At 44.2% G+C, this 15303-nt stretch carries 15 protein-coding genes; 10 read left to right on the top strand and 5 right to left on the bottom strand.

Going from position 1 to position 15303, the window contains the following annotated elements; all coding sequences use genetic code 11:
• Positions 1 to 4 precede the first annotated feature (4 nt).
• From thrB to R7P36_RS18035, 3 genes are all read left to right on the top strand, one after another.
• The gene (gene thrB / locus R7P36_RS18045; RefSeq protein ID WP_033906103.1) at positions 5 to 961 is read left to right on the top strand and encodes a homoserine kinase; all 957 of its coding nucleotides are present in this window, start codon (positions 5 to 7) and stop codon (positions 959 to 961) included.
• Positions 958 to 2238: a threonine synthase gene (gene thrC, locus R7P36_RS18040; protein ID WP_005381818.1), complete on the top strand. Its 1281-nt coding sequence runs from the start codon at positions 958 to 960 to the stop codon at positions 2236 to 2238. The genes thrB and thrC overlap by 4 nt, the downstream gene beginning before the upstream one ends.
• Before the next feature lie 139 nt (positions 2239 to 2377).
• Entirely contained in the window at positions 2378 to 3037 is a 660-nt protein-coding gene (locus tag R7P36_RS18035) for an NADPH-dependent FMN reductase (RefSeq protein WP_213899729.1), read from the top strand.
• Positions 3038 to 3148: 111 nt separating this feature from the next.
• Here R7P36_RS18035 and grcA read toward each other — a convergent pair whose 3' ends face one another.
• The gene (gene grcA / locus R7P36_RS18030; RefSeq protein ID WP_005381814.1) at positions 3149 to 3526 is read right to left on the bottom strand and encodes an autonomous glycyl radical cofactor GrcA; all 378 of its coding nucleotides are present in this window, start codon (positions 3524 to 3526) and stop codon (positions 3149 to 3151) included.
• Positions 3527 to 3852: 326 nt separating this feature from the next.
• On the opposite strand from grcA, the gene nfo reads away from it, so the two are divergent.
• The 3 genes from nfo (at position 3853) to R7P36_RS18015 (ending at position 6372) form a co-directional block, all read left to right on the top strand.
• The gene (gene nfo / locus R7P36_RS18025; protein WP_017821508.1) at positions 3853 to 4737 is read left to right on the top strand and encodes a deoxyribonuclease IV; all 885 of its coding nucleotides are present in this window, start codon (positions 3853 to 3855) and stop codon (positions 4735 to 4737) included.
• A gap of 289 nt (positions 4738 to 5026) precedes the next feature.
• Positions 5027 to 5707 (top strand): uracil-DNA glycosylase, encoded by a 681-nt coding sequence (gene ung, locus R7P36_RS18020; RefSeq protein WP_005382846.1) that lies wholly within the window; start codon positions 5027 to 5029, stop codon positions 5705 to 5707.
• A 113-nt stretch (positions 5708 to 5820) separates the two neighbouring features.
• The gene (locus tag R7P36_RS18015) at positions 5821 to 6372 is read left to right on the top strand and encodes a hemerythrin domain-containing protein (RefSeq protein ID WP_005381807.1); all 552 of its coding nucleotides are present in this window, start codon (positions 5821 to 5823) and stop codon (positions 6370 to 6372) included.
• Positions 6373 to 6608: 236 nt separating this feature from the next.
• Here R7P36_RS18015 and R7P36_RS18010 read toward each other — a convergent pair whose 3' ends face one another.
• Positions 6609 to 6794, bottom strand: coding sequence for a DUF3545 family protein (locus tag R7P36_RS18010; RefSeq protein ID WP_005381805.1), 186 nt, complete (start codon positions 6792 to 6794; stop codon positions 6609 to 6611).
• Positions 6795 to 7515: 721 nt separating this feature from the next.
• Between R7P36_RS18010 and R7P36_RS18005 the strand changes: the two genes are divergently transcribed.
• Entirely contained in the window at positions 7516 to 8949 is a 1434-nt protein-coding gene (locus R7P36_RS18005; RefSeq protein WP_005381800.1) for an alanine/glycine:cation symporter family protein, read from the top strand.
• 123 nt (positions 8950 to 9072) lie between these two features.
• The gene (gene yaaA / locus R7P36_RS18000; RefSeq protein WP_005382848.1) at positions 9073 to 9849 is read left to right on the top strand and encodes a peroxide stress protein YaaA; all 777 of its coding nucleotides are present in this window, start codon (positions 9073 to 9075) and stop codon (positions 9847 to 9849) included.
• 109 nt (positions 9850 to 9958) lie between these two features.
• Here the strand turns inward: yaaA and srmB are convergent, their stop codons facing one another.
• A complete protein-coding gene (gene srmB, locus R7P36_RS17995) occupies positions 9959 to 11182 on the bottom strand; it encodes an ATP-dependent RNA helicase SrmB (protein WP_005381797.1) in 1224 nt (407 codons plus the stop codon).
• A gap of 107 nt (positions 11183 to 11289) precedes the next feature.
• The gene (locus tag R7P36_RS17990) at positions 11290 to 12009 is read right to left on the bottom strand and encodes a tRNA1(Val) (adenine(37)-N6)-methyltransferase (RefSeq protein ID WP_203345680.1); all 720 of its coding nucleotides are present in this window, start codon (positions 12007 to 12009) and stop codon (positions 11290 to 11292) included.
• 330 nt (positions 12010 to 12339) lie between these two features.
• Between R7P36_RS17990 and brnQ the strand changes: the two genes are divergently transcribed.
• The gene (brnQ, locus tag R7P36_RS17985; RefSeq protein ID WP_005381792.1) at positions 12340 to 13650 is read left to right on the top strand and encodes a branched-chain amino acid transport system II carrier protein; all 1311 of its coding nucleotides are present in this window, start codon (positions 12340 to 12342) and stop codon (positions 13648 to 13650) included.
• 72 nt (positions 13651 to 13722) lie between these two features.
• Here brnQ and fldB read toward each other — a convergent pair whose 3' ends face one another.
• Positions 13723 to 14241 (bottom strand): flavodoxin FldB, encoded by a 519-nt coding sequence (gene fldB / locus R7P36_RS17980; protein WP_005381790.1) that lies wholly within the window; start codon positions 14239 to 14241, stop codon positions 13723 to 13725.
• A gap of 157 nt (positions 14242 to 14398) precedes the next feature.
• Here fldB and xerD point away from each other — a divergent pair.
• Positions 14399 to 15303, top strand: a 905-nt coding sequence (gene xerD / locus R7P36_RS17975; protein WP_318086043.1) for a site-specific tyrosine recombinase XerD, incomplete at its 3' end; no start/stop codon positions are given.

Genomic DNA, 15303 nt, shown 5'->3' with positions numbered 1-15303 from the left:
TGATATGGATGTAGTGGTTTATGCCCCAGCATCAATTGGTAATGTAAGCGTTGGCTTTGATGTGCTGGGGGCGGCCGTGTCTCCAGTGGATGGCACACTATTGGGTGACCGTGTATTGGTGAAATCTGGGGCTGATCCGTTCAGCCTTAAAACGGCGGGTGATTTTGTTGAGAAATTGCCAACTGAACCAAAAGACAACATCGTCTACGACTGTTGGCTCGTGTTTGCTCGTGAGTTAGACAAAAAAGGCGTTGAGCTAAAACCACTTGAGATGACGCTAGAAAAGAACATGCCAATTGGCTCTGGTTTAGGCTCAAGTGCATGTTCTATCGTCGCTGCATTAGATGCATTGAACCGATTCCATGGACAGCCACTTAACGAGACAGAATTATTGGCGCTGATGGGAGAGATGGAAGGCAAGATCTCTGGTGGTATTCACTACGACAACGTTGCGCCATGTTACCTTGGTGGTGTGCAACTGATGCTTGAAGAGTTGGGTATCATCAGTCAAGAAGTGCCTTGCTTTGATGATTGGTACTGGGTGATGGCGTATCCGGGTATCAAGGTATCAACGGCGGAAGCGCGTGAGATCCTACCATCTCAATACCGCCGACAAGATATCATCGCTCATGGTCGCCACCTTGCGGGCTTTATTCATGCGTGTCATTCTGGTCAGCCAGAACTTGCTGCAAAAATGATCAAAGACGTGATCGCAGAACCGTATCGTGAGAAACTGCTTCCAGGTTTTGCGAATGCACGTCAATACGCAGCGTCTGCGGGTGCATTGGCAACCGGTATTTCTGGCAGTGGTCCGACACTGTTCAGTATTTGCAAAGAGAAAGATGTCGCTGAGCGAGTTGCTCGCTGGTTAGAACAAAACTACGTACAAAACGAAGAAGGATTCGTCCACGTTTGTCGTCTAGATAAGCAGGGTTCGAAAGTAACAGGAAGTGAGCTATGAAGCTTTACAATATAAAAGAAAATGATGAACAAGTTTCCTTTGGCCAAGCCGTTCGCCAAGGGTTAGGCCGTAACCAAGGTCTATTTTTTCCATCGGAATTACCAAAATTTGAAGATATCGATGCGCTGCTTGCAGAAGACTTTGTCTCTCGTAGCACTAAGATTCTATCGGCGTTAATTGGAGATGAACTTACAGAGGAGCAAGTGAATGCCCTTGTTGATGCTGCGTTTCAATTCCCTGCGCCTATCAACCAAGTAAAAGACGGTGTTTATGCACTGGAACTGTTCCATGGTCCAACGCTTGCGTTTAAAGACTTTGGTGGTCGCTTTATGGCGCAATCTCTTGCTGCGGTTTCGGACGGCGGCAAGATCACCATTCTGACGGCAACGTCTGGCGATACTGGCGCAGCCGTTGCGCATGCTTTCTACGGTATGGAAGACATCAATGTTGTGATTCTTTACCCGAAAGGAAAAATCAGCCCACTGCAAGAGAAGTTATTCTGTACGCTTGGTAAAAACATTCACACTGTCGCGATCGATGGCGACTTCGATGCGTGTCAGGCACTGGTTAAGCAAGCTTTTGATGATTCAGCACTGCGTGAAGAGATCGGTCTGAACTCTGCAAACTCAATCAACATCAGCCGTTTGATGGCGCAAATCTGTTACTACTTTGAAGCAGCTGCGCAAATGAGCAAGCAAGAGCGTGAAAACCTAGTGGTATCAGTACCAAGTGGTAACTTTGGTAACCTAACTGCTGGTCTACTGGCAAAAGCGCTGGGCTTGCCTATCAAACGCTTTATCGCGGCAACTAATGCCAATGACACTGTTCCTCGCTACCTAGAAACAGGTAAGTGGGAGCCAAAACCAACAGTCGCAACAACATCGAACGCGATGGACGTGAGCCAACCAAACAACTGGCCTCGTATTGAAGAGCTGTGCCGCGTGAAAGAGTGGGGCTTGGAGACGTTAGGTAAAGGCGCAGTATCTGATGAGCAAAGCGCACAGTCAGTGAAAGATTTACATGCTCTAGGCTACCTATGCGAACCGCATGGTGCGATTGCTTACCGAGTGCTTGAAGAACAATTGCAAGACGGTGAAACCGGTCTGTTCCTATGTACTGCTCACCCTGCGAAGTTCAAAGAAGTCGTGGATGATATTCTAGAATCCGATATCGAGCTTCCTGCGCCACTAGCGAAGCACGCTGCGATGGAGCTGCTATCGGAAGAGCTCGACGCAGACTTTGACGCATTGAAACAAGTACTGCGCCGCGTGCAGTAAGCTTCAAAGTATAGTAAGTATCAAAAACAGAAATAACGAGAGGTGAATGAGTAATCATTCACCTTTTTTATTGTCGGTAAGTTTTGACTCTCTTTATGATTGAGAAACGAACTTAACTAAATGAGATGGAAAGAGAAGCATGCATTTTTTGATTTTTCTTGGCTCAGTGAGAGACAGCACGCCACCACGACCAGCCCGTTTAGGAATGCGAGTCAGTAAAGCGTGTGAAAAACTCATCGCGAGTCAACATTCGCAACATACGGTCGAAATCATCGACCCTTTGAATTACGACTTTGGTGATGTGTTTAAGCCCGAGTTTGCTTATCACCGCTCTAAAGTTCCGCAGAACCTAAGTGAGCTGGCAGACAAAATCAAACATGCGGATGGGTATGTGATGGTTAGCCCGGAATATAACCATTCGATGAGTCCTGCTCTGGCGAACACGCTTAACCATTTCGGCAGTTCGCTGTTTTCTTACAAGCCGAGTGCTATCGTGACCTATTCTGCCGGACAATGGGGTGGTGTTAGAGCTGCCGTTTCTATGCGTACCTTCTTATCTGAACTTGGATGTCTACCTGTCTCTGCGATGATCCACATTCCGAAAGCGCAAGAAGTGTTTGATGAACAGGGCGTTGCTGCGGATGAGTCGGAGCAGACGCAGTGGGACAACTATATGAATCGCACTATGCATCAATTGATTTGGTGGGCAGAAGGGGCGTCACTGCAAAGAGATAGGCGTGATCCAACCTCTTTAGCGCAAGCGTTTCAGAAAGATCCTTCGCAAAGAAATGCACCTTAGAGGCGAGTTGCTTTCCATTATAGAAAGGGTTTAGAAGGATTCTGAAACAAAAAAAGCTTGGTCATTGCAGACCAAGCTTTTTAAATTCTAGCGAGCTAGTTTACTGAGAGATTATAGAGTCTCAGTAAAAGTACGAGCGATTACATCACGTTGTTGCTCTGGAGTTAGCGAGTTAAAACGTACTGCGTAACCAGAAACACGAATAGTTAGTTGTGGGTATTTCTCTGGGTGTGCAACTGCATCTTCTAGTGTTTCGCGTTTAAGCACGTTCACGTTTAGGTGTTGGCCGCCTTCGATACGAGGAGCAGTTTCGATTGCAACTTCACGGCTTTCGTATTCACCTAGGTCGCTGATTGCGATAACTTGGTCTGCTTCGTAGCCAGCAGTTGCAGCAACACAACGAGCTTCATTTTTTTCGCTATCTAATAGCCAGATAGAGTTTAGTAGGTCGTCGTTTGCCGCTTTTGTAATTTGGATACCTTGGATCATCACTATCTCCTAGACCACTTACGTGGTGATTATTGGTGTTAATTTTCGAATTTTCGTTGAGCTGAGTATTATATAGCTAATATCCACTATTTTAATATTGATTTAAGTCAATAAACAACCAAAAACATTATTTTTATTAAGGTAATTTTATTGAGTTAAATCAATAAAACCTTTGAAAACAAACTAATTACAATTTATTTGATAATATAAAAAATATTTAATAATTGGTTTTGTTGTAAATTTACTACAAATTGAGATTGAAGTTTAAACTGGTTAACGCAACTATCTGTATTTAGGTAGCAATACTGAAAGTCTAAAGTGATTAAATGACAAACATGAAAAACAAGCTTGGGAATAAACTCATTGGTGCACATGTCTCTGCTGCTGGTGGGGTCGATCAAGCTCCGTTGAGAGCTCGTGAAATTGGCGCGAATGCATTCGCACTATTTACAAAAAACCAACGCCAGTGGGTGGCGAAGCCTTTAGAAGCAAAAACCATCAGTGCGTTTAAAGCGAACTGTAAAATGCTGGGTTTCGGAGCAGAACATATTCTTCCCCATGATTCTTATCTGATTAACTTGGGTGCGCCGGAAGAAGAAAAGCTGAATAAATCCCGCGCGGCATTTATTGATGAAATGGAGCGTTGTAATCAGTTGGGGCTGACTTTGCTTAACTTCCATCCGGGCAGTCACCTAAAGAAAGTCTCTGAACAGGAGTGTCTCGCGACGATCGCCGAGTCGATCAATCTTGCGCATAAAGCGGTGCCGAATGTGATCGCTGTTATCGAGAATACGGCAGGTCAAGGCACTAACTTAGGCTGGAAGTTTGAGCACCTAGCTGAAATCATCGAGCAAGTGGAAGATAAAGATCGTGTCGGCGTTTGTATAGATACCTGCCATACCTTTACGGCTGGTTATGACTTACGTACAAAAGAAGATTGCGAGCGCACCTTTGCAGAGTTCGACCGTATCGTAGGTATGCACTATTTAAGAGCAATGCATCTAAATGATTCAAAAGTAGAGTTTGCCAGCAAAGTAGATCGCCACCATTCTCTAGGTAAAGGAGAGATCGGGTGGGATTGCTTTGAGTACATCGCGAAAGACCCTCGTTTTGATGGTATCCCTCTGATTTTGGAAACAATTGATCCAGATATTTGGCAGCAAGAGATCAACACGTTGCGTCAATTCCATTTAGCGGCCATTGACAGTTAATGGCGTAACCACAAAGTTGGCACCTTTCTTTCTTAGTCATTGAACATCAATCTCTGAATTAGCAAAGAAGGATGCCAACATGTCTCGACCACTCTCTTTTACTCCTTATGCTTACACTCGTCGCGTGCTTCGCTTACCGATGCCTAATCGTCACATTACCGGACAGGGGCACTTTCGAACGCCACAGAAGCATTAGTCTTTTATTACTTGTCTCAAGTTCGTGGTAAGTTTTTGTTTGTTTGAGTTTCGCTCGTTAGAATAGAAGCAAAATTTAGGACAGGAACTTTCCATGAATCAGTCACCCACTTGGCACGATGTGATCGGCGAAGAGAAAAAGCAGAGCTACTTTGTAGACACCTTGAATTTTGTTGAAGCCGAACGCGCCGCAGGCAAAGCTATTTTTCCTCCCGCAAAAGATGTCTTTAACGCGTTTCGTTTTACCGAGTTCAAAGACGTTAAGGTCGTGATTCTAGGACAAGACCCATACCACGGCCCAAATCAGGCGCATGGCCTGTGTTTCTCTGTACTTCCTGGTATTAAAACGCCACCGTCACTGGTTAATATGTATAAAGAGCTGGCGCAAGATATTGAAGGTTTCCAAATCCCTCAGCATGGTTTTTTGCAAAGCTGGGCTGAACAAGGCGTATTGTTACTCAATACGGTATTAACGGTGGAGCAAGGTAAAGCGCATTCACATTCAAAGACAGGTTGGGAAACGTTTACTGACCGAGTGATTGAAGCCATTAATCAGCATCAAGAAGGTGTAGTGTTCTTGCTGTGGGGGTCACACGCACAGAAGAAAGGGCGCTTTATCGATCGCAACAAGCACCATGTGTTAGCTGCCCCACACCCATCGCCACTTTCTGCACATCGAGGCTTTTTCGGTTGTAAGCATTTCTCTCAAGCAAACCAGTTGCTTACATCACAAGAAAAAGCACCAATTAACTGGCATTTGCCATTAACGGTATAAATGAAGAGACAGCGATCATGGGTGGTATGATCGCTGTTTTTTTGAGCACGCTCGAGGCTGATAGTAAATTTCTCATGTACACTTACTAAAAGTAGGTGTTAAGGAGAGACGCTATGATGATCGAAAGAATTCGACGCGAACATGGTTATATGGTTCGTCTGTTGGCGATACTGCGCCATAAGCTTAATGAGATAAAAAAAGAACGTGTAATCAACTATGCGTTAGTAAGCGAGATTGTTGATTACCTCTCTAATCATTCGGAGAAAGTACACCACCCGAAAGAAGATATCCTCTATCACCACTTTCTTGAACACTATGGTAAGCAACAAACCATGGAAAATTTAGAGAAAGAACATCTAGAGTTAGCGAGTAAAACCAGAGAGTTTTCATCCGTGATAGAGATGATCCTTCAGGATGCTGTTGTGCCACAAGACATGTTTGTCGCTCACCTAGAAGATTTCATAGAATCGCAAAGGCACCACTTGGAGCTAGAAGAGCGAAAAATTTTGCCTCTCATTGAAGAGTTATTTACCACAGAAGATTGGCAGCATGTCGAGAGCTTATGGAGCGTCAGTGAGGATGATCCTGTGTTTGGTGACACGATTGCTGATCGTTATAAGCAGTTGGCCGAACGTGTTCGTCAAAGTGATACTGAGTATGTTTAAGCCTGAGTGATGAAACCTGAGCGAGCGAAAGCCGTCTCTCGGGTTTGTGAGATACATTTCTTATTTATTGGGAATCAACCGAAAATTTAGTGTGCATATTTCTCGGCAAAAAGTACGGAAGATTCTCATTGAGTAATAATGGTATTCATACTTAAACCTTGGTACATAAACTCACGGTGTTTACGGTCACTGTAAACAAAAAACAAAAGGCACCTGTAAGGTGCCTTTTGTTTGAATTAGAGTTTAATGTCTTCCAAGTTATAATCGGTACAGACATCAAGTTCGCGCAGCTCTTTAAGCAAATTGCGTCTGTCGTTCATCTCTTCTATTTCACGCCACTTTCGCTTTACTGGTTTGGCACGAGATTTGGTTGTTGAGGTAGTATCCAGATTAAAAATGTCATCTAGTTGAAAGCCTTCCATAAGCCACCTTTACCTTTCTTAAGCTAAACTGTTGTAACCAGTCCTTGTGGAGTTTTTTAAGTACCACAATAGCCGTGAGAATAACCATGATATATTTCGCATTTGTGTCGGTAGCATGACATTTTCGTGCAAAAATATTCTCAAAATCACACTTTTTATTGCAACGATGTGGATAAAAAATGCACAAACGATCTCAAGAAAACGATTAAATAGAGAGATTTTCTATGTTAATTCGATTTGATGAATGGGTGCACTGCGCAAAGGTTAAAGTTGCATAAAATCAGTTTGATGAAATAGTGTTCAATTAGATGGTAAGTCACTAGCGTAAATTTATGTAACACCTTGTGAATACTAGCTTGTTCTTGTTTATACAGTTTACCATTCCATTTAATGAAGAATAATTATTTATGTTGGTGTTTGGTAATTGAAATGTTGCGCAGTTTGAGTGTTAAGTCTTCTATTTATGTTATTTTTTGGTGACTTTATAGTGAAAAATAACAATGTTATTCTTGTTGTTGCATATTGATTTTTGCGCTCCTAGGTTGCATTATCCGCCCGTCAAAAAATACGCTGGTACGTAAAATGGATGCATGAAGCGACGTTTACGATTCTAGATTGCCCATAAACATTACTTAAAAAGCTAAGCACACTTTGACACTTAGCAGGCAATTTGGTGGATGGCTAGGACGCATAGACTGGCGCAACTCACTTTGAGGTACACATGACAGACTTAATCAATTTGATGAACGATCTCCTCTGGGGCTCGATTCTGGTTTATCTTCTTGTTGGTGTTGGTATTTACTTCACCGTTCGATTAGGGTTCATTCAGTTCCGCCATTTCGGCCACATGTTCTCTGTTCTTAAGAACAGCCGTAAAGCAGACAAAGCTGGTATTTCCTCTTTCCAAGCGCTTTGTACTAGTCTTGCTGCACGTGTTGGTACAGGTAACATGGCGGGCGTTGCAGTTGCATTGACTGCGGGTGGTCCTGGTGCGATCTTCTGGATGTGGCTGATTGCAATGCTTGGTATGGCAACATCGTTTGCTGAGAGCACACTGGCGCAGCTATACAAAACCAAAGATGATGATGGCAACTACCGTGGTGGCCCTGCCTACTACATGGAAAAAGGCCTGGGCATGCGTTGGATGGGCGTGTTGTTCTCAGTTTTCCTAATCATCGCTTTTGGTTTGGTATTCAACGCCGTACAAGCTAACTCAATTGCCAATGCAATGAGCAACGCATTTGGTTGGAATAACCTGTATGTTGGTATTGCCGTTGTTTTACTGTCTGCAATTGTTATTTTCGGTGGCATCAAGCGTATCGCAAGAGTAGCTGAGATGATCGTTCCGATCATGGCACTACTTTATCTAGCCCTAGCGCTGTTCATCATGTTCTCTAACCTAGAGAAATTACCTGATGTATTGATGCTTATCTTTAAGAGTGCATTTGGTCTGCAAGAAGCAGCAGCAGGTGGTCTTGGCTACGCAATTGCACAGGCAATGATTAACGGTATCAAGCGCGGTCTATTCTCGAATGAAGCAGGTATGGGTTCTGCACCTAACGCGGCAGCTTCAGCAACACCTTACCCACCACACCCAGCGTCTCAAGGTTACGTACAGATGCTAGGCGTGTTCATGGATACGATCGTTATCTGTTCTGCAACAGTGGCTATCATCCTGATGTCTGGTGAGTATGTCGGTCAAGCAACAGAAGTGACGGGTATCGAGCTAACTCAGCGTGCATTGAGCTCACAAGTTGGCGATTGGGGCGGCATCTTTGTTGCTGTGGCAATCTTCTTCTTTGCGTTTACTTCAATCATTGCAAACTACTCGTATGCTGAAACGAACTTAATCTTCCTAGAGCACAATCATAAAGCGGGCTTAAGCATTTTCCGCGTTATTGTTCTTGGTATGGTGATGTTTGGTGCACTAGCTTCGTTACCAGTCGTATGGTCGCTTGCTGATGTCTCTATGGGTCTGATGGCGATAGTTAACTTAGTGGCTATCATCTTGCTATCTGGCATCGTGATTAAACTGGCCAAAGATTACAACCGCCAGCTTGGTGAAGGCAAAGTGCCAACATTTGATGCGAATGATTTCCCAGAGCTGAAATCTCAGCTTGAAGAAGGCATTTGGTACAACGATAAAAAAGACTAAGTGAGCTATCACTCATAGCTATCACTCATAGTTGAAAGCTATTAGTACGATGTAAAAAGCCATGCAGACAATGCATGGCTTTTTTTGTACCCTATTAAAAACAAAATTATAGAAGGGAAAGTCATGCTTATCGTAGTTTCTCCAGCGAAGACTCTTGATTACGAGTCTCCGTTAGCGACAGAAAAATTTACTCAACCTGAGTTGGTCGAATACTCAAAAGAGCTTATCGATGTATGCCGCAAACTGACTCCTGCTGATGTTGCCTCTTTAATGAAAGTGAGCGACAAGATTGCCGATTTAAATGTGGGCCGATTCCAAGAGTGGAGTGAAACGTTTACCACGGAAAACTCACGACAAGCCATTCTTGCATTTAAAGGTGACGTTTACACAGGGCTAGACGCCGAAAGTTTATCTGAAGCGGACTTCGAATATGCTCAAGATCATCTGCGTATGCTATCGGGTCTCTATGGTTTACTAAAACCACTTGATTTGATGCAGCCATACCGCCTTGAAATGGGTACCAAGCTTGCAAACGACAAGGGTACGAACTTGTACCAGTTTTGGGGCAATGTTATTACGGACAAGCTTAACGAAGCGATTTCTGCTCAAGGCGATAATGTCCTTATCAACCTTGCATCAAATGAATACTTTAAAGCGGTTAAGCCAAAGAATTTAGATGCGCAAGTGATCACGCCAGTATTCAAAGATTGTAAGAATGGTCAATACAAGGTCATCAGTTTTTACGCGAAGAAAGCGCGCGGTATGATGGCGCGTTACATCATTGAAAACCGTGTTGAGAGCGTGGCAGACCTGACTAAGTTTGATACGGCGGGTTACTACTTTGTGGAAGATGAATCGACGCCAACAGAGTTAGTATTTAAACGCGAAGAGCAAAAATAAAGCTGATTGAGACGTAGTCTACGTTAATCTCTATCAGCACAAACGAAAAAGGGTTGGCATTGCCAACCCTTTGTTATTTTTTAGCTTGAGCTACTTCGCCCCAACAAGGTTACTTCTTCTTAGCGGTTTTCTTTTTCGCTACTTTTTTCTTGTCGTCTTTTTTCTTTTTCTTCTTAAACACAGGCTTTTTGTGTTTAGGACGCATCTCTTTCACGAAACGCTCTTTGATGTCTTCCTTCACGTAGCGCGCAACGCGATCCATCATTGGTTGGTCGTGTGCTTCTACGATTGAGATAGCGTTACCTTTTTTACCCGCGCGAGCCGTACGGCCGATACGGTGAAGGTAAACATCAGCCGTGCGCGGCATGTCGTAGTTGATAACGTGTGATACATCCGGAAGATCGATACCACGCGCAGCAACGTCCGTCGCGAGCAGAACGTTCACAGTTCCATCGCGGAAGCGAGAAATCGCATTGTTACGACGATCTTGCGGCATTTCACCTTGAATCCAAGAACATGGAATCTGTGCACTTTCAAGCTGCGCTCGTAGCTCAGCCAAACGCTCACGAGTCTTTAAAAAGACGATAGTGCGCTCAGCTTGCTGAGTAATAATGTGTTTTAGTAATTCTAGTTTGTGTTCAGCATCATCAGCTCGGTGATACCACTGAGCAATTTTCTTACGCTCACGCAGAGGTGATTTTGCATCGATCTCTGCTGGATCATTCAACAGATCAGCGGTAAAGCCTTCTACGCCTTTCCCTTCTAACGTTGCTGAGAACAGAAGGGTTTGCTTACGCCAGCGACATTCGTTAGATAGGCGATCGACAGTAGGAGCAAAACCCATATCTAGCATGCGGTCTGCTTCATCAAGGATTAACCATTCGATTGCACGACAATCAAAACGCTCTGCATCAATGTATTCTTTTAAACGGCCAGGTGTCGCAACCACAATGTCTTGCGTTGTTGCAAGGATGTCGGCGTGCTCTTGGTACTGAACACCACCAGTGATGGTGAAAATGTTGAGTTTGGTATTTTTTGCCAAAGCACGTGCTTGATCGGCAATTTGCATCGCCAGTTCGCGAGTAGGCGTTAGGATCAAAATACGCGCAGGCCCAGGCTTACGACGAGGGAAGTCTTGCAAGTATTGCAATGCTGGCAGGACGAAGGCGGCCGTTTTACCAGTTCCTGTTGGCGCTGACGCTAGAATGTCACGACCGTCCAACGCTTGTGGAATCGCTTCTGCCTGAATTTTTGTTGGGCGTTCGTAACCCATCTCTTCAATGGCTTCAAGTAGGTTTTGGTCTAGATCAAGTTCAGCAAAGGTTCTGATCACAATGAGTTCTCCACAAGCAAAGCTTGGTTAATGGTTCGCCACAACAGCATAGAATACAAAAAGGTCGCACATTATAAAGTGATTGGTGATAAGGATCACATGTTATTTCACATCTTAAGATAAAACTCGCGAGTTAACTGGATGAAATCATCACTATAGCCGTCATTTGAACGGATAATTAAATGTGACGTCTGCAAATCGCAAGGTCGTTTTGACAGTTCAAATAACAGTCTGTGTACTGGTTTCTTTTCTGACGGTTGCACACGACAGATCCTCGATAGATACCAACCTTGGTTTAATGCTAGCTCAATGAACTGCTCGCCTTCGGTGATTGGCAACACAAAACTAGCCCTCCCTTCGTCATCAAGCAAATGATAGCAACGCTGCAGCAATACGTTATGGCCTAGCGTATCTGTGTGCCTCGCGGTTGCACGTTGACTGTGTTTCGATTGCTCGCCGCTGTTGAAGTAGGGCGGGTTACAAATGATGCGTTGGAATGGATGTGTCGGCGTAAAGTGCAGTATGTCGGTGTGATGCACACTTACACGATCTGACCAAGGAGACTGGGCCATATTTTTTTGCGCGGCAGCAACGGCTGTTAATTCGATATCGACCGCGGTTATTTGAGCTTCCGTAAAGCGTTGAGCACACATCAGGGCAAGCAGGCCAGTGCCAGTCCCAATATCGAGAATTTTAGCGTCGTTAGGGCTTTGAATCCAAGCACCAAGCATTACCCCATCTGTGCTGACTGGCATACCACTCTCGCCGCCCTCAATACAAAATTGCTTAAAATTGAAGCCTTTAGTTTTCAGTGTTTTGTTCTTCATGATTGTTTTATATTTGCTCAATAATTAAGTGGATTGCTCTATTGTTTATTAATTGTATAGATTGTTGTTTTGTTGGTTATTAAATTGTATTGTTAATTGATCGAGATAAAGAACTGGCCTGTTATTTGGATCTGGTTATATCCACTGCTTTTAAGTTTGAAAACTAAATTAATATGGTGTTTTTTTCTTAAAGGTTGCCAAATGATGAGTCTTTCGTCATTATGCGGCGAAAATTTTATAGATTGAACCACGTGTACTTATTGACTTTAGGTATACAAAAAGTGGTCTAAGCATACACAACATTCATTAATTAAAAGACAAGGGTTATCTGTGAAGCAGACGTTAAAACTAACAGATATTATCGCAGTAGGCTTTATGCTATTTGCGTTCTTTTTAGGTGCGGGCAATATTATCTTTCCACCTCTAGCGGGTCAGTTAGCGGGTGAAAACTTAATGCCAGCTATGTTTGGTTTCTTGCTAACAGCGGTAGGTCTACCTCTTATTACTATCGTTGCTATTGCTGTTGCTGGTGGTTCTTGGGATCACTTGACGCAAGATCTTCCGAAAAAAGCGGCAGTTCTTATGGCTGCACTGATTTTCATCATCATTGGTCCTGCGTTTGCAGCGCCTCGTACTGGCCTAGTGGCTTACGAGATGGCGGTGAAACCTTTCTTCCTTGAGGCGTCACAAACGCATCTGACAGCGTTCTCAGTGATCTTCTTTATCGCAGCGATGATGTTCTCATGGTTCCAAGGCCGTTTGATCGATCTTATCGGTAAAGTACTGACACCAGCATTGTTCGTTGGTTTGATCATTCTTGCTGTCGCTGTCTTCCTTGATCCTCAGGGCGATATGATTGGCGCGCACGGTGAATACCTAACGCAGCCTCTGACCAAAGGCTTCTTAGAAGGCTACAACACAATGGATACGTTTGCGTCATTGATGTTTGGTATGCTGATGGTTGATGCACTGCGCGGTAAAGGCATTACTGAGCGCTCTGCAACTACTAAATATCTGATCTATGCAGGTTGTATTGCTGCTGCTGGTCTTGCGTTTGTTTACATCTCACTATTTTACTTAGGTGCGACGAGTGCAACGGTTGCTGCTGGTGCTGATAATGGTGGCCTAGTGCTTAGCCAATACGTTCAAGCGTTGTTTGGTCCATACGGTCAAATCGTTCTGTCTGTCATCGTATTGCTAGCGTGTCTGACAACCGCGATTGGCTTGATTTCTGCGTGTTCAGATTTCTTCAGCTCGAAAACACCACTGTCATACAAGCAATGGGTACTGATTAATGGTTCTGTTTGTGCATTGGTTGCAAACGTTGGTCTTGCGCAGCTGATTTCTCTGTCAGTGCCAGTATTGTTTGCGCTGTACCCTGTGGCGATTGCGTTGGTTGCACTAACATTTGTGCGCAGCAAACTGCCGAATCCACGCTTTGCTTACCGTGCGGTACTGCTTGTATCTCTGCTGTTTGCGTTAGTTGATGCGGCAAAAGTATCGGGTATTGATGTTTCTGCGTTTAACATGTTGCCACTATTCGAAGTCGGCATGGGTTGGGTGCTTCCAACATTTGCGGCTATCGTGTGCATGTTCTTCATCGCGAAACCTCGCCCAGAGCTAGCACAAGAAACCGCGTAATCAAGATAATAAAAAGCCCGATGAATTACTTCATCGGGCTTTTTACTTTTTAATGATGACGTGTTTGCGCTATTAAAGCGTGTCGTGGAATTCCACAAGAACTTGTTCACACCATTTTTCGATGCGTTCATCACTCAGTTCGTACTGTGAGTCTTCATCTAACGCAAGTCCAACAAACTTGCTGCCATCTTCGATCAATGCTTTCGATGCTTCAAATTCGTAGCCTTCATTTGGCCAGTAACCGATAAAGGTTGCGCCTGTGGCTTGCAATTCATCGTGAAGTAAGCCCATCGCATCTAAATACCACTCTCCGTAACCTTCTTGGTCACCCAGACCAAACAGCGCTACAACTTTGCCTTTCAGTGGTGTGGTCGCGATGTCTTGCCAAATCGCGTTCCAATCTTCTTGAATTTCACCAAAATCCCAAGTTGAGATGCCAAGGAGTAATAAGTCGTAGTCCGCCATTAGTGATAACGGTGTCTCTTTCACATTGTGAATGTCGACAAGGTCTTCACCAATAAGGGTACGAATTTTCTCTGCTGCCATTTCGGTGTAGCAGGTCGTTGAGCCGTAAAAGAGTCCGATTTTCATTATATTCGTCGTTATTTGTGTTGCTGTTGTGGAAGATTCTAACCATAAATTGAGGAAGATTGCAGCGAATATCCTATGTGGGATGATTTTTTATGGTATTGGATTGGCAGGTGCTTTAATCTAAATACTGTAAATATAAACAGATAAGGAAGCATTCATGACGGCACAACAGCCTGTCAATCAACAAGATTTTTCGCTTGTTGAGCAATTCTTAGATGCGATGTGGATGGAGCGTGGCCTATCAGAGAACACGTTGGCTTCCTACCGAAACGATTTAATGAAGCTGCTCGTGTGGATGGAAAAACATCGATACCGTCTTGATTTTATCAGTTTGTCTGGCTTGCAAGAATATCAAAGCCACCTTGTAGATTTAGATTACAAACAGACGTCTCGTGCGCGTATGTTGTCGGCGATTCGCCGTTTATTCCAATACCTGCATCGTGAGAAGGTGCGCGCTGATGACCCGAGTGCGCTCTTGGTTAGTCCTAAACTGCCACAACGTTTACCCAAAGATATTAGTGAAGAGCAAGTGGACGCGTTGCTCGAGGCGCCAGACCCGAACGACCCTATAGAATTGCGCGATAAAGCGATGCTAGAGCTACTCTACGCGACAGGGTTGCGTGTGACAGAGCTCGTCAGTTTGACCATGGAAAATGTTAGCTTGCGCCAAGGGGTGGTGCGCGTGACTGGTAAAGGTGGTAAAGAACGCCTAGTTCCTATGGGGGAAAACGCGGTCGATTGGATCGAGACGTTCATTCAACAAGGGCGTCCTGCGTTACTTGGTGATACATCATCTGATATTGTTTTTCCTAGTAAACGCGCAAGACAGATGACTCGTCAGACGTTTTGGCACCGTATTAAATACTATGCTTTGATAGCAGGGATTGACACGGATCAGCTGTCGCCGCACGTACTGCGTCATGCCTTTGCCACGCATTTATTGAACTATGGCGCAGATCTCAGGGTCGTACAGATGCTTTTAGGACATAGTGACTTATCGACCACGCAAATTTATACTCACGTGGCGACTGAACGATTGAAGCAGATCCACAGTCAACACCA

Source organism: Vibrio sp. 397 (assembly GCF_033339395.1).
Taxonomy (GTDB): Bacteria; Pseudomonadota; Gammaproteobacteria; order Enterobacterales; family Vibrionaceae; genus Vibrio; species Vibrio alginolyticus.
Note: the sequence above shows the minus strand (reverse complement) of the source record. Positions and strands in the feature narration are given on the sequence as shown.